This window comes from Novosphingobium sp. 17-62-19, assembly GCF_002256775.1.
GTDB lineage: Bacteria > Pseudomonadota > Alphaproteobacteria > Sphingomonadales > Sphingomonadaceae > Novosphingobium.
This window is the reverse complement of record NZ_NCII01000112.1, coordinates 1-16,656: the sequence shown is the minus strand read 5'-3', so window position 1 is coordinate 16,656 and position 16,656 is coordinate 1. Positions and strand designations below refer to the sequence as shown.

At 60.7% G+C, this 16,656-nt stretch carries 15 protein-coding genes; 9 read left to right on the top strand and 6 right to left on the bottom strand.

Going from position 1 to position 16,656, the window contains the following annotated elements:
• Positions 1-196 precede the first annotated feature (196 nt).
• Positions 197-1,459, top strand: a complete 1,263-nt coding sequence (locus B7X90_RS16725) for a YceI family protein (RefSeq protein WP_292626358.1) — start codon at positions 197-199, stop codon at positions 1,457-1,459.
• On the opposite strand, the gene B7X90_RS16720 is transcribed toward B7X90_RS16725, so the two are convergent.
• The 5 genes from B7X90_RS16720 to B7X90_RS16700 all read right to left on the bottom strand — a co-directional run bounded on the left by B7X90_RS16720 (position 1,428) and on the right by B7X90_RS16700 (position 6,613).
• Complete coding sequence (locus B7X90_RS16720; protein WP_292626356.1) at positions 1,428-2,213, bottom strand: TetR/AcrR family transcriptional regulator; 786 nt, start codon at positions 2,211-2,213, stop codon at positions 1,428-1,430. The genes B7X90_RS16725 and B7X90_RS16720 overlap by 32 nt on opposite strands.
• Complete coding sequence (locus tag B7X90_RS16715) at positions 2,164-2,343, bottom strand: hypothetical protein (protein WP_292626354.1); 180 nt, start codon at positions 2,341-2,343, stop codon at positions 2,164-2,166. Before B7X90_RS16715 ends, B7X90_RS16720 begins: the two co-directional genes overlap by 50 nt.
• A gap of 93 nt (positions 2,344-2,436) precedes the next feature.
• Entirely contained in the window at positions 2,437-3,882 is a 1,446-nt protein-coding gene (locus B7X90_RS16710) for an efflux transporter outer membrane subunit (protein WP_292626352.1), read from the bottom strand.
• Positions 3,882-5,471, bottom strand: coding sequence for a DHA2 family efflux MFS transporter permease subunit (locus B7X90_RS16705; protein ID WP_292626349.1), 1,590 nt, complete (start codon positions 5,469-5,471; stop codon positions 3,882-3,884). Before B7X90_RS16705 ends, B7X90_RS16710 begins: the two co-directional genes overlap by 1 nt.
• Complete coding sequence (locus tag B7X90_RS16700) at positions 5,468-6,613, bottom strand: HlyD family secretion protein (RefSeq protein WP_292626347.1); 1,146 nt, start codon at positions 6,611-6,613, stop codon at positions 5,468-5,470. Before B7X90_RS16700 ends, B7X90_RS16705 begins: the two co-directional genes overlap by 4 nt.
• Positions 6,614-6,967: 354 nt before the next feature.
• Here B7X90_RS16700 and B7X90_RS16695 point away from each other — a divergent pair, with 354 nt between their 5' ends.
• The 4 genes from B7X90_RS16695 to B7X90_RS16680 all read left to right on the top strand — a co-directional run bounded on the left by B7X90_RS16695 (position 6,968) and on the right by B7X90_RS16680 (position 12,870).
• Positions 6,968-7,468: a redoxin domain-containing protein gene (locus tag B7X90_RS16695; protein ID WP_292626344.1), complete on the top strand. Its 501-nt coding sequence runs from the start codon at positions 6,968-6,970 to the stop codon at positions 7,466-7,468.
• A gap of 180 nt (positions 7,469-7,648) precedes the next feature.
• A complete protein-coding gene (ahpF, locus tag B7X90_RS16690) occupies positions 7,649-9,208 on the top strand; it encodes an alkyl hydroperoxide reductase subunit F (RefSeq protein ID WP_292626342.1) in 1,560 nt (519 codons plus the stop codon).
• 176 nt (positions 9,209-9,384) lie between these two features.
• Positions 9,385-11,316, top strand: coding sequence for a glycoside hydrolase family 3 N-terminal domain-containing protein (locus B7X90_RS16685; RefSeq protein ID WP_292626339.1), 1,932 nt, complete (start codon positions 9,385-9,387; stop codon positions 11,314-11,316).
• Between the two features lie 87 nt (positions 11,317-11,403).
• Positions 11,404-12,870 carry an ATP-binding protein gene (locus B7X90_RS16680; protein WP_292626336.1) on the top strand — a complete coding sequence of 489 codons (1,467 nt, stop codon included), beginning with the start codon at positions 11,404-11,406 and terminating at the stop codon, positions 12,868-12,870.
• Between the two features lie 3 nt (positions 12,871-12,873).
• On the opposite strand, the gene B7X90_RS16675 is transcribed toward B7X90_RS16680, so the two are convergent.
• Positions 12,874-13,449, bottom strand: coding sequence for a DUF3237 domain-containing protein (locus B7X90_RS16675; protein ID WP_292626333.1), 576 nt, complete (start codon positions 13,447-13,449; stop codon positions 12,874-12,876).
• A 146-nt stretch (positions 13,450-13,595) separates the two neighbouring features.
• On the opposite strand from B7X90_RS16675, the gene B7X90_RS16670 reads away from it, so the two are divergent.
• The 4 genes from B7X90_RS16670 (at position 13,596) to B7X90_RS16655 (ending at position 16,580) form a co-directional block, all read left to right on the top strand.
• On the top strand, positions 13,596-14,060 hold the full coding sequence (locus B7X90_RS16670; protein WP_292626330.1) for a MarR family transcriptional regulator: 465 nt from the start codon (positions 13,596-13,598) through the stop codon (positions 14,058-14,060).
• A gap of 81 nt (positions 14,061-14,141) precedes the next feature.
• Positions 14,142-14,534 carry a c-type cytochrome gene (locus tag B7X90_RS16665; RefSeq protein ID WP_292626328.1) on the top strand — a complete coding sequence of 131 codons (393 nt, stop codon included), beginning with the start codon at positions 14,142-14,144 and terminating at the stop codon, positions 14,532-14,534.
• Positions 14,535-14,703: 169 nt separating this feature from the next.
• Positions 14,704-16,230 carry a bifunctional rhamnulose-1-phosphate aldolase/short-chain dehydrogenase gene (locus B7X90_RS16660; protein ID WP_292626325.1) on the top strand — a complete coding sequence of 509 codons (1,527 nt, stop codon included), beginning with the start codon at positions 14,704-14,706 and terminating at the stop codon, positions 16,228-16,230.
• Positions 16,113-16,580, top strand: a complete 468-nt coding sequence (locus B7X90_RS16655; protein ID WP_292626359.1) for a glycosyl hydrolase — start codon at positions 16,113-16,115, stop codon at positions 16,578-16,580. The genes B7X90_RS16660 and B7X90_RS16655 overlap by 118 nt, the downstream gene beginning before the upstream one ends.
• Positions 16,581-16,656 lie beyond the last annotated feature (76 nt).

Genomic DNA, 16,656 nt, shown 5'->3' with positions numbered 1-16,656 from the left:
CGCGAAACTGACCGGACACTACAGCGCTTTATCGATTAGCGCGTGTCCGGTCAGCTTCGCTACCGGCAGAACCTACACCACGTACCGGGACACGACCCTGTGACAATTGAAGGGATGGTACCTTGCGTTTGTCGATGCGGATATGCCACTCGTCACGGCGGCGCATTTTTGCCGCCCATTTTCGAGAAGGCCGCCGATGACCGCCATTTCGCCGTCCCGTTATTCCGCCGCAGCGATAGCACTGCACTGGATAATTGCGCTCCTGTTGCTGTTTCAGGTGGGGCTTGGCGGGGGGCTGGAGCATTTGCCCAAGGGCTTTGCGCAGTTTGCCGGGTATCAGTTCCACAAGTCTGTGGGCATTCTGATCCTGTTGCTGAGCCTGCTGCGTTTGGGTGTGCGTCTGGCCAAGCCACGCCCGGCACCGGTGCCAGATGGCAAGCCGCAGATGCTTCTGGCGAGCGCGGTTCACGCGCTGCTCTATGCGATCATGATCGGCGGCCCGATTACCGGATGGGTGATCGTGTCGACCGCCAAGGTCAAGTTGCAGACCATGCTGTTCGGTGTTGTGCCCTGGCCCGATCTACCGGTGGGACAGGCGCTGCATGAACCAGCCGAGGTGTTGCACGGACTGCTGGGGCCGATGACGTTGGCGCTGGTCCTGCTGCATGTGGCGGGCGCGTTGTATCATCACTTCAAGCGTGAGGATGTGATCGGCCGAATGCTGCCGGCGGTCATTGGCAATCGGACGGGTATGGGCATTGCTGCAGCAGTGGCGATTGCCGCAGGGTTTCTGGCGCTGAGCGAGGGCAGGGGATTGGTGTTTTCGGCGCCTGCTGCTGCAACCTCGGCGCAGGCCTCGTCCGCTGAGGTAATCGATGAGCCGCAACCTGCCGCAAGCGCGAGCGAGGTTGTGGTTGAGCCTTCGCAGGCAGCATCGGAAGCGGCGGTGGTTGCCAAGGCCACACCGTGGAAGCTGGACAAAGGCGGACGGCTTGGCTTTACGGCAGAATACAGTGGCGAGGCGATCAAGGGATCGTTCGGGCGGTGGGACGCGAAGATCGTGTTCGATCCCGAAGATCTGGGCGGATCATCGATCCGGGCGAACATAGACCTTGCCTCGGTTGAAAGCGGAGACAGCCAGCGCGACGACATGCTGCGCAGCGACAGCTTTTTTGGCGTGGGCAGCAATCCATCGGCGCAGTACGTTTCAACATCGATCCGCGAGACGGGCGAGGGGCGCTATGTGGCCAATGGTACACTGACACTGCACGGTCAGCGCAAGCCTGTGGTGCTTCGGTTCAGCCTCAAGATTGATGGTGACACCGCCACCGTTAACGGCAGCGCCACTTTGCAGCGATTGTCATTTGGCGTGGGGGAGGCGGAATGGTCTGCCACGGATCAGCTGAAAGATGCAGTCGGTGTGGATTTCAGCTTTCGAGCGACGCGTCAGGGCGGGTGAGGCTGCTGGCGTTGCGCAGGCCTGCGAAGAAAAAGTCCGAGTAGGCGCTTGCCCAACGTTCAGTTTCATCACGCGACGGGGGTGGCGCCGCGCCGGCCATCCTGACATGGCCCAGAATGCCTTCAATCCAAAATCGTGCAGCGATTTGTGGATTGGCGAGCCTCATTTTCTGCTCGTTTGCGATCTGGGTCAGTTCTGCAGCTACATTCTCGATGGCGTCGGCGTACATTGCATAACGATACCCGTAGGGACTTTCACCGAACTCCTGATCGCACCAGTCCACCAGCCGTTCCATCATCAACCCATCAGGTGATTGCAGTGCTTCCATAATTTCAGCGGCCCGCAGGCAAAACGCTTCTTTGGCGGGAAGACCGGCGCCAATCGACATGAATTGGAGTCTGCGTTCGGTGGTCTTGAGTGCGAGCAGCGCCTCGAGGAAATCGCGCTTGCTGGGAAACCTTGTGTAGATCGTTGCCTTGCCGATGTGGGCATGGCGGGCGACACGATCGAAAGTAAAAGCTTCAAAGCCGTGTTCGCGCAAGGTTTCCCAACCGGCTTCGAGAATGCGGGCAGGCAGGCGCTGGGCTTCTTCAAGCGAAGGGCGACCACGCCGGCTGATCGTGGTCGCCCCGGAGGCACCTGCTGAAGACGTATCGGCTATGGCCGAGCCATCACTTGCCGCGTGAGCGGTGTCAGGTGCGGTATCAGTGCAGTGTTGAGCGGTCAGGCCCGGTGTGTGACATGGCAGCGTCATGGTTGCGATCTCGCTCGCACAAACGCTCTGCAAGTGCGTCGGCCATGCGGTTGTGAACCGGGCACGACATTTCCAAACCTTCGCGATAGGCCTGCCAGAAGCGCAGCCCCGCATCCGTAATCCAGCGCATCTTTCCCAATCCCTCGTTCAAACGAGTTGTTATGGGAAGAGAGTGCCTCAGCCACGGGTAGAGTCAATATGCTATAAAATGGGCGAAACCGTCTCATTTTTCTGCATCCGCCGTTTGCCAGCCGAGGCCAAGCGCCTTTTCGACCGATATAAACCCGGTGGTCAAGTCTGCCCGAGCTGATGCAGCGGCCATCGCCAGTTGCAAAGCCTGACGTTCCGCATCAAGCTGGTCGGGCCGGGCAATGCTGCCTGCGGCAAGGCGCTGTTGCTGCAAATCGACATTTCGGCGCGCGCGGGCTTCGGCGTCGAGGGCCTTACCGTAGGCTACGCGCTGTCCGCCGAAGCGGGCGAGCGAACCTTCTGCATCTTGCAACGCACGCAGCACGGTGTTGCGGTAATTTGCTTCGGCTTCGGCATAAGCGCCGCGGGCGACTTCGACCTGACGTTCGGCCCGGCCACCGTCAAACAGGCTCCATTTGATCTGAGGGAGGGCAATGCCGACGATGTTGGCCGGATCGAACACATCACCGATATTCTGCCCACCAAGGCCCAGCAGGCCGAGGAACGAGATTTTCGGGAATTTGTCGGCGATGCGCGCGCCGATATCGGCATTGGCAGCGGCCAGTTGGCGTTCGGCCATGCGAATGTCCGGGCGGCTGCGCAGTAGCAACGCCGGATCACCGACACCCACCTGTGCCGGAGGAAGTGGCACGGCAGTAGGTGTGGCGAGCAAACTGTCGAGCGCGCCCGGTTCCTTGCCGGTGAGCACGGCGATCTGGTCCATCAGCACGGCGATCTCTGCATCGCTGCGTGCAAGATCGGCCTCGCTGGCGAAGGCTTGCGCTTCGGCAGCATTGACCGGTTGGCGCGCAATGGTCCCTCCGGCAAAGCGTTGGCGGGCAAGAGTTACAAGCTCGCTGTCTATATCGAATTGGCGCTGTTGCAGTGCCATCATCGCCTGCCGCGCGCGCAGGCCGGTATAGGCGCGGGCGATTTCGGCTGAGAGCGTGACGCGAGCATCGGCGGCGCTGGCCTCGGCGGCCTCTGCGCGGGCGGTCGCTGCCTCGATCTTGCGGCGCGTGCCGCCGAACAGGTCAACTTCCCATGATGCGTCGAAGCCGAGGTTGTAGGCGTTGATTTCGTCCCGCCCGCCGCCATCGCCAACCAGATTGCCGGGGACGTTTATGTAGGGCGCGGCAAACGAAGTGCTGATCGTCGGAAGTACCGCTGTCCGGCTTGCCGCGAGCGAGGCGCGAGATTGTGCGACGCGCGCGTTGGCAGCCGCGATGCCGGGCGCATCGGCCAAGGCTTGATTAACGAGTTGGTTAAGTACCGGATCGCCGAGGCTTTCCCACCAGCGTGGGGCAGGCGTGGTTTGGGCTGCGGCGCCATTTGCACGAACAAACGTGTTGCGGGTTTCGGCTTGCGTGGCTGCCTGAGGAGCACCAGCATAGTTCGGGCCAACGGTGGCACAGCCTGCCAGGAGGCTGGCAATCAGCGCAGCTCCGGTTGCCCGGCGGAAAATGAATGAGCGGAGCATCAGTGTGCAGCCTTTGCGTGATAGCCCTTGGGGAGCGGGCGAAGAAGCAGGACAAGCGGCGCGACCAGCACAATGCCGATGGTGAGCGCCAGAAAATCATCATTGAAGGCCATAACCAGCGCATCACGCATGACCATGCCATCAAGCGAGCGCATGGCCGCAGCAAGGCCATCAGGGCCGCCGCCATAGTTCATCGCCTGCTGGCTCACCCAGTCCTGCACGCGCACGTCGTTTGCGCCGAGCGTGCTGTGGATGGTCCAGCGGTGGAACTCCCACCGCTCGTCCTGCAGGGTTGCCAAGGCGGCAAGGCCGATGGAACCGCCAAGGTTGCGCGCGGCGTTGAACAGGCCGGCCGCATCGCCGGCTTCCGCGCGTGAGACCGAACTGATCGCGGCCTGATTGAGGAACATCATGCAGAACACAGTGCCAAGCCCGCGCATCAACTGGGTGACGACAAAGTCGTCGCCTCTGGATTGCGCGGTAAGCGCGACATCAAGATAGCAGGACATGGCGAGCAAAATGACGCCTGTGCCGACGATGAGGCGAAGATCGACGCGTGCAATCAGGATCGGAAAAAGCGGCATCATCATCATCGCCGGGATGCCGGATAGAAACACGATCTTGCCCGCTTGGAGCGCATTATAATCGGCGATGGCTGCCAGGAACTGGGGAATGACATAAGCCGTGCCAAACATCACTGCGCCAAGCACGAAGGCCAGCGCAAAGACTGCGGCAAAAGCGCGGTTGCGCAGCAGCGACAGCTTGATGACCGGGCGTTTGGCGTAAAACTGGCCAACCGCGATCATGATGAAGCCGAGCAGGGTGACTGCGCTCAACTGCCAGATCAAGGCAGACTCAAACCACTGTTCGCGGTGCCCTTCTTCGAGAACAATGGTGATGCCGCCAAGGCCAAGCACCATCCCGATCACGCCCAGCCAGTCAGCATTGACCAATTCGCCAAGCTGCATCTTGCCTTTGGGCAGGCCGACGTAGAGCAGAACCATCAGGATGATGCTGATCGGCACGTTCACGAAGAACGCGTAGTGCCAGCTGAAATTCTCGGTAAGCCAACCACCGACCAACGGCCCGAGTACCGGCCCCATGATCACGGTCAGGCCGAACAGCGCAGTGCCGATGGGCTGCTGCTGTGGGGGAAGGCGCGTGGCGATGATGGTCAGCGCGGTCGGGATCATGGCGCCGGCCGTGAAGCCTTGCCCCACTCGGCCAAGGATCATCATGGTCAGTGAGGTAGACAGGCCGCACATCACGGAAAATGCGGTGAACAGGACCGTGGCGATCATCAGGAAACGGCGCAGGCCGAACACCCGCTCAAGCCATCCGGTGAGCGGGATGATGATGATTTCGGCAACGAGATAGGCTGTAGCGATCCATGTGCCTTCGCTCGACGATGCGCCGATTTCGCCCTGGATAGTCGGTAGCGAGGCGTTGACGATGGAGATGTCGAGCGTCGCCATGAGCGAGCCGATGGCGCCAGCGGCCACGCCCAGCCAGGCCGTGATATCGGCCTTTTCGGCAATGGGCGGCGGGCCACCTGTGGCCGCGCTGTCAAGGGAAACGGCGCTGCTCACTTGGCCGCGACCTGTTCCTGTTCCTTGCGGATCGCATCGAGCGACGACTTGGCCGCACGGGTATCAACCTCGACCGTCAGCGACAGACCGGGGACGAGCACCTTGCGCGATTCAGGCCCAGCGTTGATGCGGATGCGCACCGGCACGCGCTGGACGATCTTGGTGAAGTTGCCGGTCGCGTTCTGTGGCGGAATCAGCGAGAAGTTGGCACCGGTGCCGGGAGTGATGCTCTCTACCGTGCCGTGGAAATCCACATCGGGCAGGGCGTCGACATGGACCGTGACCGGTTGCCCAGCGCGCATCAGGCCTATCTGGGTTTCCTTGAAATTCGCCTCGACATAGATCGCCTCGGTCGGGACAATTGTCATCAGGCGCTGGCCGGGCTGCACGAACTGGCCGACGCGGACGGTGGAATTGCCGATCTTCCCGCCGATCGGTGCCGTGATGCGCGTAGTGTCCAGATCGACACTGGCAGCTTTGCGCTGGGCCTGCGCCGCCGTGATCTGCGCGGCGGACTGGCCAGCCTGCGCCTGTGCGCTGGCGATCCGATCGTTGGCGGCAGCCAGCGCGGCGCGCTTTGCCGAAACATCGGACGCGGCCTTGTCGCGGTTGGCGATGAGTTGGTCGAATGCCTGCTTCGGCTCTGCGCCAGAGGTGACAAGCGGACGCATACGGGCAACTTCGTCATTCAGATAAGCAAGTTCACGCTGCGACGCGTCAAGCGCGGCACGGGCCTGGCCAGTGGCCGAACGGGCCTCGGCAATAGCGGCGCGGGCGGCGGCTTCCGTTGCGCGCGCGACGTCTACTTGTGCGGCGCTCTGTGCAAGGCGGGTGTCGTAATCGGTTGGGTCGATCTGGACGAGCAGGCTGCTGTTGGCGACGGTCTGGTTTTCTTGCACGGCAACGTTGCGGACGTAGCCGGCCAGCTTCGAACTGATCGTAACCCCATCCGCTTTCACATAGGCGTCATTGGTGTCCTGCATATATTTGCCGACGGTCTGGTAGTCATAAAGCGCCCACGCGCCGTACAGGGCACCGGCGCCCAGCCCGACCAATGCAATCCGGCCAACGGTCTTTCGGCGTCCTTCGTTCTTTTGCGGAAGAGACGAATCGTTGGGGGCAGTTTCGATTGAGGCAGCCATCGTGGGTCCATTCGGAAAGAATTGAACGAAATCGTTCCGTTGCGATTTGCCACTTGGTTCAGTGCGATGGGAATTTCAAGTGCGGAAAATGCGGTGCGTTTTGCAAAAATTGCATCTGGCACGCGCAACACCACGGTAACCCTTGCGTTCAGGGCCTTGCGGACTGTTGCACATAGGTATGCTTAAAAGATCAGGTTGATCAGCGATTTGCTGATTTCATGCCACAATCCATTCTATTGATCGACGCAATCAATCAAACAGGGCGGAATTGCTCATTGGAAAAACGGTGATTCATGCACTACCTCGGCATTCGTAACCCGCTTCACCCATCCAACCACAGAAGGATTTGAGTCTATGTCGATCGTCGGAACCAAGCTGCTGCCGTTCCAGGCAACCGCCTATCATCAGGGCAAGTTCGTGGACGTCAGCGATGCGGACGTCATCGGCAAGTGGGGTGTGTTCTTCTTCTACCCTGCCGACTTCACGTTCGTCTGCCCGACCGAACTGGAAGACCTCGCCAACATCTATGAAGAGCTTCAGGGCCTCGGCGTCGAAGTCGGCAAGATCAACTACTACATGCTGGGCGACCAGAACCACACGATCTCGAACAACTTCGGCATCCTGCGCGAAGGCGTTGGCCTTGCTGACCGTGGCACCTTCGTGACCGATCCCGATGGCACGATCCAGCTGGTCGAAATCACGCCAGAGGGCGTGGGTCGCAACGCTGCTGAGCTGCTGCGCAAGATCAAGGCTGCCAAGTACTGGCGCGAGAATCCCGGTCAGGTTTGCCCTGCCAAGTGGGAAGAAGGCGGCGAAACGCTGGCGCCTTCGTTCGACCTCGTCGGCAAGATCTGATCTACCCCGGCAGGAAGTTCGCCGCGTGGGGTTGATCTTCCTGCCATAATCGCCGGACGGGCCGTGCCAATCATGGGCGGCCCGCCGGTTCCACGACACCCGATCACATACTGTTTGTAGATCCCCCGTGCGCCGACCAGACGGTGACGCGCGGCTCCGTCTGTCCGAAAGGTTTGTACCATGCCCGTTCTTGATGCCACTGCCACCGCCCAGTTGAAGGCCTACCTCGGCAATCTGCGCCGCCCGATCGAACTGGTCGCGACGCTGGATGACGGCCCCAAGTCGGCCGAGATGCGAGGGCTTCTTGAGGAAATCGCGGCCCAATCGGACAAGGTGACAGCCCGCTTTGACGGGGCTGATGAGCGCACGCCCAGTTTTGCGATCCGTGCCGATGAAGGGCGGGCACAAGCGGTGTTTGCCGGTATGCCGATGGGCCACGAATTCACGTCACTGATTCTCGCGCTGCTGCATGTTGGCGGTCACCCTCCCAAGGAAGATGCCGAACTGCTTGATCTGGTGCGCGGTCTGGAAGGCCCGCTGCATTTCGAGACGTTCTTCTCGCTCACCTGCCAGAACTGCCCTGACGTGGTGCAGGCCCTGAATATCATGGCGGCGCTGAACCCCAACATCACCCACGTTGCCATCGATGGCGCGCTGTTCAAGGATGAGGTGGAACGCCGCCAGATCATGGCCGTGCCGACCGTGTTCCTCAACGGCCAGCCTTTCGGTTCGGGCCGCATGGACCTGTCGCAGATTGTGGCCAAGCTCGATACGAATGCATCGGCGCGGGCGGCTGAAAAGATCGCAGGCAAGGATGCATTCGATGTTCTGGTCGTCGGCGGTGGTCCTGCCGGTGCTGCCGCTGCAATCTATGCCGCGCGCAAGGGCATCCGCACCGGCGTGGTGGCTGAACGCTTCGGTGGGCAGGTGCTCGATACCATGGGCATCGAAAACTTCATCTCGGTGCAGCACACCGAAGGGCCGAAGCTGGCTGCACAGTTGGAAAATCACGTCAAGGAATACGATGTCGACGTGATGAACCTGCAGAAGGCGGTGGCGCTAATTCCGGCGAGTGAGGACGGCCTCCATGAGATCAAGCTGGAGAACGGCGCCAGCCTCAAGACCAAGACGCTGATCCTTTCCACCGGCGCGCGGTGGCGGCAGATGGGCGTGCCTGGCGAGGCAGAGTACCGCAACAAAGGCGTGGCCTATTGCCCGCACTGCGACGGTCCGCTTTTCAAAGGCAAGCGCACGGCCGTTATCGGCGGCGGCAATTCGGGCGTCGAAGCGGCAATCGACCTTGCAGGGATCGTTGCGCACGTCACGCTCATTGAGTTCGACAGCCAGTTGCGCGCTGACGCGGTGTTGCAGGACAAGCTGCGGTCTTTGCCCAACGTTACAATCGTGACGTCGGCGCTGACCACCGAAGTGCTGGGTGATGGGGCGAAGGTTACAGCGCTGGTCTACAAGGATCGCAGTACCGACGAGCTTCACACCGTCGAACTGGAAGGCATCTTCGTGCAGATCGGTCTGGTGCCGAACACCGAATGGTTGAAAGGCGCCATCGAGCTTTCTGCGCGTGGTGAGATCGAGGTCGATGCACGTGGCGCGACTAGCATTCCTGGTGTGTTCGGGGCAGGCGATGTGACGACGGTGCCATACAAGCAGATCATAATTGCGATGGGCGAGGGATCCAAAGCGGCGCTTTCAGCGTTTGATCATCTGATCCGGCACAGTTGAGTTTCCCCGCAGGAGCTGCCCCCCGGCTCTTCGGGTCGCACGAGCGGCGGCAAGGCTTCGGTCTTGTCGCCGCTTTGCATTGGGTCGCTGCATTTGTATTCGCGGTTGCCATTGGCAATGCGCACGTTTAGCTTTGCCATGTCTTGCGCTGTCAGTCGCAATGGGAGAGATAAACAATGGTTCCGTCCATCCGCTTTGCCCTTCGTGGCGCAACGCTGCTTGCCGCGGTTTCCGGCATGGTTGCTGCCACCATGCCTGCATCGGCCAAAGCACCGTTCCGCGACCTCAACCACAACGGCAAGCGCGATGGGTATGAGAATCCCGACCTCGCCGTGGACAGGCGGCTGGACGACCTGATCCGTCGAATGACGCTTGAGGAAAAGGTCGCGCTGATGCTCCACGGCACGCTTCAGGCCGAGGGTGGGCGCGGTATTGGCGCGGGAAAAGCCTATGACAAGGCTTCTGCGCAGGAACTGCTGTCGCGCGGCGTCAACAGCTTCATCACCCGCCTCGGCCCTGATCCACGCACATTCGCGCAAGAGAACAACGCGATCCAGAAGCTGGCCGAGGCAACGCGGCTTGGCATCCCGGCGACGATTTCCACCGACCCGCGAAACCACTTCGCCGTAACGGCCGGGGCAAGTTCCGAGACGGGCGGCTTCTCGCAATGGCCCGAAACGCTGGGCATGGCGGCGATTGGTGACGAGGCGCTGGTTGAACGCTTCGGCAAGTTGGTGGCAGCGGAATACCGCGCAGTTGGCATCCAGATGGCTCTCAGCCCGCAGGCAGACCTATTCACCGAACCGCGCTGGCCACGCGGGGTGGCAACGTTTGGTGCTGATCCTGCCACCGTTTCGCGCCTTGCTGGTGCCTATGTGCGCGGTTTTCAGGGCAGCGCCGACGGTCTGGTCAAGTCTGGCGTGGCAACCGTGGTCAAGCACTGGGTCGGCTATGGCGCAGAGCCTGAAGGCTTCGATGGGCACAATTATTATGGCCGGATCGCAAAGCTCGACAACGAGAGCTTCGCGCAACATGTGGCTGCGTTTGATGGCGCGCTGGCGGCAAAGTCCGCTGGTGTGATGCCTACCTACGTTATTGCCGAGGGTGTAACGATTGACGGTAAGCCCGTGCCGCAAGTCGGCGCTGGTTTTAGCAAGCCGATGATCGAAGGCCTGCTGCGGGGCACCAAGAAATTCGGCGGCATCGTGATTTCCGACTGGGCAATTACCAACACCTGCCCGGAACAGTGCATGGCGCCCACAGCCGAAAAACCGCAGGGCTATGCCATCGCGATGCCCTGGGGTGTGGAAGACCTTGCCGAAGAAGATCGCTATGCAATGGGTGCCAATGCCGGGATCGACCAGTTCGGCGGCGTTGACAATCCTGCGCCACTGCTCGCCGCCGTAAAGGCCGGGAAGGTGCCGCTCGCGCGCGTGAACGAGGCCGCGCGGCGCGTATTGCGTCTGAAGTTTGATCTGGGGCTGTTTGACAATCCTTACGTCGATGAAGATGAAGCGGCCCGTGTAGTCGGCAGCGCCGCCACTCAGGCCGAGGCCGATACGGCACAGCGCGCAGCGCAGGTGCTTTTGGAGAACAAGGACGGTCTTGTGCCGCTGAGCGCGGGCAAAAAAGTCTGGCTATCGGGGGTTTCTGCCGATGCTGCAAAGGCGGCAGGGTTGATCTTGGTCGATAGCCCGGAACTGGCTGATGTCGCTATCGTTCGCGTGGCAACGCCGCATGAGATGCTTCACCCGCATCACTTCTTTGGCTCGCGCCAGCACGAAGGCCGTCTTGATTTCCGTGCTGAGGATGAGGCGACCAAGGCTGTCATGGCTGCCGCGGCAAAGGTGCCGACCGTCGTTGCTGTCGATCTGGATCGCCCTGCGGTGCTGACACTGCTCAAAGACAAGGCAACGGCGCTCTATGGCTTGTTCGGTGCGAGTGACGCCGTCCTGCTCGACCTTGTCACAGGTAAGGCAAAGTCGCAGGGTAAGCTGCCGTTCGAACTGCCTTCTTCGACCAAAGCGGTGGAAGAACAGCACCCAGGGCGCCCGGATGACAGCGCCAATCCACTTTACAAGCGCGGTGACGGCATCGTTCTGCCGTAAACCAGATTGCCCTGATTTCCATAAGGCCGGGGAAATCGGCTTGCCCCGGCCTTGCCGACTCTGTTTGCGTTCGCCACAGACACCGGCGTGAGCGCAACAATCGTCATCGGTGCCGACCGGTCCGGCGCCCCTGTCAGGATCGACGTCGAGGAACTGCTTGCCACCCGCCTGCTCGTGCAGGGTAACAGCGGGTCGGGCAAGTCGCACCTGTTGCGCCGGTTGCTGGAGGAAAGCGCCAGCATCGTCCAGCAGGTGGTGATCGACCCTGAGGGCGACTTCGTTACGCTGGCCGATGTGTTCGGGCATGTGGTGGTTGATGGTTCGGCCTACGATGGCCCGGAAATCGCCAAGTTGGCGGCACGCATCCGCAAGCACCGCGCCTCGGTGATCCTGACGCTCGATGGACTGGAACTCGAAGCGCAGATGCGCTGTGCGGCGGTGTTCCTCAACACCTTGTTCGATGCCCCGCGCGAGGAGTGGTATCCGGCGCTGGTGGTGGTCGATGAAGCGCAGATGTTCGCTCCCGCCGCTGCGGGCGATGTGTCCGACGAAGTGCGCCGCCTGAGCCTTTCGGCCATGACCAACCTGATGTGCCGTGGGCGAAAGCGTGGGCTGGCAGGCGTGATTGCCACGCAGCGGCTGGCCAAACTGGCCAAGAACGTGGCGGCAGAAGCATCTAACTTCCTGATGGGGCGCACCTTCCTCGATATCGATATGGCCCGCGCTGCGGATTTGTTGGGTATGGAGCGCAAGCAGGCCGAAGCCATCCGTGATCTTGAGCGCGGGCACTTCCTTGGCCTTGGCCCGGCTATTGCAAGGCGCCCGGTGGGCGTGCGGATTGCCAATGTGCAGACCAGCGCGCGCAATGTGGTGCAAGGGTTGATGCCGCTGCCCAATGCGGGCGGGGCAGAGATGGAATCGCTTTTGCTGTCCGAACCGCTGGCGATGGAACCGATCCCGCGGCCACCGGAAACGGAAGCGGTGCCGGTCGAGAGCGAGGAATTGCTCGGTCAGATCGAAGGATACGTTCCTGCTGCTGAACAGGTGGAGCCGCCCGTTGCGCCCAGTCTGTTTGAGGCTGAGGAAACCGCCGCCAGTATTTCCTCGATCCTTGCCGAAATGGCTTTGGAGCCGGATTGCACATTTCAGCCCGCAGCTCAGCTCTATCAGGATTTCACGGTGCGCTGCCGTATGATGCGGATACTGCCGGGGATGGACCTCACAGCCTTCCGGCGCCGCTTTGCAATGGCCGTTGCGGGAATCGCCGATGACAAAGCGCCTGAATGGCAGGATCTGCTGCGCATAGGCAAAGACGTGCCCGACGATCTTCTCGCGCCGTTCCTCACGCTCGCCCGCGCGGCCGTGGATGGTGCGCCGTGCCCCGATGACGAACGTCTGGCCGAAATCTATGGCACGCGCTCATCAGGCCGCATCCGCCGCCTGCTCGAACACCTTGAGAAGAGCAATCTGATCGTGGTGCGTACGGACTATGGTGGCAGGCGCTCGGTCGGCATTCCGGCGCTGGGCATGACCACAGCGCCGGTTGAGGCCTGACGCTCACTCTACAGTGTAGAAGTCGATCACCACACTGTCAGGCTTGCGGATACCACGTGCGACGAACACTTTGCGGCGCATCCAACTGTAAGCGCCATCCTTGACCATGAATCGAGGGGTGGTGCGGAAATAGTAGGACGAGGGATCGACCGGCTCACCCTTGGCCAGTTTGTCGATCACTTCGGGGCTGGCGGTGCGCACGCCGGGATTGGTCACTTCGATTACTGTGCCGTCCGCCGCCTTGATGAAATAACGCGCCTCGATGCTGGTGAGGCCACCCGGCATGATGACCTGCCAGTCGCCACCCTCAGCCAAGACGGTGCCGGTCAGCGCCGGACCACTGACGGTGCCCCCGGTGATCGGGATAAACCGGCGGCGACCATTGTCCACTTCGCCTTGTTCCACCACGGGATCGAGCGTTGCGCGGACCGAAAAGGCGAACGTCAGGGTTGGTGCAGGGGCCGCAGGGCCATTTTGTGCAAGCGCGGGAGTGGCTGCAATTGCAAGCGCGATACTTGCGCTCAGCATCTTGGTCGGCACGTTGATCTCTCCTGTCCAGCCCGCCGCAAAGCGGTTCATTTTGCAGTGCGGCAGGATTTGCAGAAATCCGTTTGTTTCACTAATGAAAAATGGAACGATGGCGATCAGGCTGTCCCGCCGGCCGCTGATTTTGCGCTACAGCACGATTTTTGAATGGAAGGACGTCCCCTTTGGTAACGGCAGAAATGACCAGGCAGGCTGCCGTCCCCGAGCTTGACCTTGATGGTCTGGATTCAGTGCTCGGGCTGCATATCGGCACGGTAAACACCCTGTTTGTAACGCGTACCGAAAAGCGCCTCGATCCGCTCAGCGTAACGCCAAAGCAGGTGGCGATCATGTGGCTGATCAATGCCAATCCGGGCGTAAAGCAGACTGATCTTTCAAAGTTTTTCCAGATTGAGCGGCCGACGGTTCATCAGTTCGTGCGGCAATTGCTCAAGAACGAATTCATCGTCAACGAGCCATCAAAGCTTGATCGGCGTGCCGGGGGACTGTGGCTGACGGATGCAGGGCGCGAGGTTCTGGAAAAGGCCAGGGTGCTGATTGCCGAGCATGAGGAAGAACTGACTTCCGTGCTGACCACCCGCGAGAAAGCCGAACTTTTTCGGATACTCATGAAGCTCTATCTATCAGCCCCGGCCAAGGATTGATCGCGCGCGTTCGCATGTCCGTTCAGGGATCGGACATGCGCTGTCAGGCATTGTGACGGCATGATCAAAGGAGCACCCCCGATGAAGCGTATCGCCCTTGCATGTGCGGCAAGTCTTGCAGTGGCAGGCATTGCCTTAGCCGGAAGCGCCTCTGCGCAGTCCAGCGGCGGCGATGCGGCGCGCGGCAAGTCCGTATATGCACGTTGCGCAGCCTGCCACGATCTCAACACGGGCGCGACACGGCTTGGGCCTTCGCTGAAGGGCGTGATGGGGCGGACTTCAGGTACGATGCCGAGCTTCAATTATTCTCCGGCGTTGAAAAGCAAGGCCATCGTCTGGGATGCCAGTTCATTGGATCAGTTTCTGGCAGCGCCAGCAACGATGGTGCCGGGAAACCGTATGGCTTTTCCGCCGATGACCAACGCGCAGGATCGAGCTGATTTGATTGCTTTTCTTGCGCAATCGGCACGCTGAGTTCAGCAACTGAACGCTTGCAAGGCCTCGCTTTCCACCGGGAGAGCGAGGCCATTTTCATACCTGCACGGCATAAGTGATCATTATCAATCATTATTGATCGTTTGTGCGCGAACTGCTAGAGCGAGGTTGCGTAGCGCAAAGCTGCGCAATTTGTTTGCAGGATGCCATGAACGCCCAGACTTCCCTTGCGGCTGCCGCTATTCCCTTCGCCGTACCAACCAGCCGTTGGAATGATTCCGTGGCTGCAACACTCAGCCCGGCTGAACTCTTGCTCTATCGCTCGAACCTGCTGGGATCGGACCTTACCGTCACCAATTTTGGCGGCGGAAACACTTCGGCCAAGCTGGAGGAAATAGATCCGCTGACCGGTGACAAGCAGCAAGTGCTGTGGGTCAAAGGTTCGGGCGGCGATATTGGATCAATGAAGCTCGACGGCTTTTCCACGCTCTATCAGGCCAAGTTGCTGGGCCTTGAAGCGCACTATGCCGGGCCGGATGACGACGACAAGATGGTCGGCTTCCTGCCGCATTGCACCTTCAACCTGAATGGCCGCGCGGCGAGCATCGATACGCCGCTGCATTCGTTGCTGCCGTTTGCCCATGTCGATCACGTCCACCCAGATGCGATCATCGCGCTGGCGGCGTCATCGGGTGGTGAAGCGGCTACGCAAGAGATCTGGGGCGGCAAGATTGGTTGGCTGCCCTGGAAGCGCCCCGGCTATACGCTGGGCGTGATGCTGCGTGATTACGTTATGGCAAACCCGCAGGTCCAAGGCGTCATGCTGGCAGGACATGGGATCATCTGCTGGGCTGACACGGCCAAGGCCTGCTACGAACACACCGTCGAACTCATTGCCGACGCCGCGAACTATCTGAATGCGAAGCTGGCGGGCAAGTCTGCCTTTGGCGGGCAGAAGGTTGCGCCCAATCCAGATCGCGCCGCCATCGCCGCAGACCTCATGCCCCGGCTGCGCGGCTTCATGACTGGTGCGCGGGCCAAGCTCGGCCACTTCTCGGACGACGCGGAGGCACTTGAGTTTACCGGGTCGGTTGACTTTGAACGGCTTGCCGCGCTTGGAACATCGTGCCCGGACCACTTCCTGCGCACCAAGATCGCGCCGCTCACGCTCGATCCAGCACGGTTGCAGGATGACGCATACCTTGCGCAGAAGATCAGCGCTTACCGCGATTTCTATACCGCCTACTATGAACGTTGCAAGCGCGCGAACAGCCCGGCAATGCGCGATTCCAATCCCGTAGTCGTGCTGGTCCCCGGCGTCGGCCGCATCACCTTTGCCACCGACAAGACCACCGCGCGCCTTGCCGGAGAGTTCTATGGCAATGCCATCAACGTGATGCGCGGGGCAGAGGCCATCGGCGCTTACATCGCGCTGGATGAGCAGGAGGCGTTCGACATCGAATACTGGCTGCTCGAAGAGGCGAAGCTACAGCGAATGCCCGCTCCCAAGCCATTGGTTGGCAAGATTGCTTTGGTCACTGGTGGCGCTGGAGGCATTTCCGCGGCGTGTTGGTCAAGGGTACGTTGGAGGTTCGGGAAGGTGAGCGCTGGCGTCCAATCATTGACATTCCGCTCACCAGTGTTCCCACAACACGCACTTTTCCTGCCGCGACCGGGCAGGAGTTCCGCCTCTCGTTCGGGCGCAGTGGGAATGAAGGCAATCTGGACCTGCTAAACGCAGCACCGGGGGCAATAACGATCAACTTCTTCGACACCGGCCCGCTGACATCCGTGCGTCTTGCCGATTTCCAGCTATTCGCCGATGCGCGTGTGGATCGCGTGGAGGAAAAGGCCGGATACGAAACCGTTCTGGACTATCACGCAATTGCGAACGTTGGGACCACGCAGTCGGCTGTAAACGCCCCTACTGCGGAGGCAAAAAGCGTCCTTGACCTAAGCGACCGGATGAGGCCTGACGGCAGCCTCGATTGGGTGCCGCCCAAGGGGTCAAACTGGCGAATTCTGCAATTTGGCTGGTCGCTGACCGGCAAGACCAATCATCCAGGGGTCACTACACGAAAGTGAGTTTTACGTACGCTAGGCGCGAACGGATGGCGAACGGCAAAAAGTGGTGATTCCTGCCCCCGGATTATATCACGCA

Bases quoted from the DNA above. Each gene is read 5' to 3' on its own strand.
- B7X90_RS16725 (WP_292626358.1), top strand. From the start codon at position 197: ATGACCGCCATTTCGCCGTCCCGTTATTCCGCCGCAGCGATAGCACTG.
- B7X90_RS16720 (WP_292626356.1), bottom strand. From the start codon at position 2,213: ATGACGCTGCCATGTCACACACCGGGCCTGACCGCTCAACACTGCACT.
- B7X90_RS16715 (WP_292626354.1), bottom strand. From the start codon at position 2,343: ATGCGCTGGATTACGGATGCGGGGCTGCGCTTCTGGCAGGCCTATCGC.
- B7X90_RS16710 (WP_292626352.1), bottom strand. From the start codon at position 3,882: ATGCTCCGCTCATTCATTTTCCGCCGGGCAACCGGAGCTGCGCTGATT.
- B7X90_RS16700 (WP_292626347.1), bottom strand. From the start codon at position 6,613: ATGGCTGCCTCAATCGAAACTGCCCCCAACGATTCGTCTCTTCCGCAA.
- B7X90_RS16695 (WP_292626344.1), top strand. From the start codon at position 6,968: ATGTCGATCGTCGGAACCAAGCTGCTGCCGTTCCAGGCAACCGCCTAT.
- ahpF (WP_292626342.1), top strand. From the start codon at position 7,649: ATGCCCGTTCTTGATGCCACTGCCACCGCCCAGTTGAAGGCCTACCTC.
- B7X90_RS16685 (WP_292626339.1), top strand. From the start codon at position 9,385: ATGGTTCCGTCCATCCGCTTTGCCCTTCGTGGCGCAACGCTGCTTGCC.
- B7X90_RS16675 (WP_292626333.1), bottom strand. From the start codon at position 13,449: ATGAACCGCTTTGCGGCGGGCTGGACAGGAGAGATCAACGTGCCGACC.
- B7X90_RS16670 (WP_292626330.1), top strand. From the start codon at position 13,596: ATGACCAGGCAGGCTGCCGTCCCCGAGCTTGACCTTGATGGTCTGGAT.
- B7X90_RS16665 (WP_292626328.1), top strand. From the start codon at position 14,142: ATGAAGCGTATCGCCCTTGCATGTGCGGCAAGTCTTGCAGTGGCAGGC.
- B7X90_RS16660 (WP_292626325.1), top strand. From the start codon at position 14,704: ATGAACGCCCAGACTTCCCTTGCGGCTGCCGCTATTCCCTTCGCCGTA.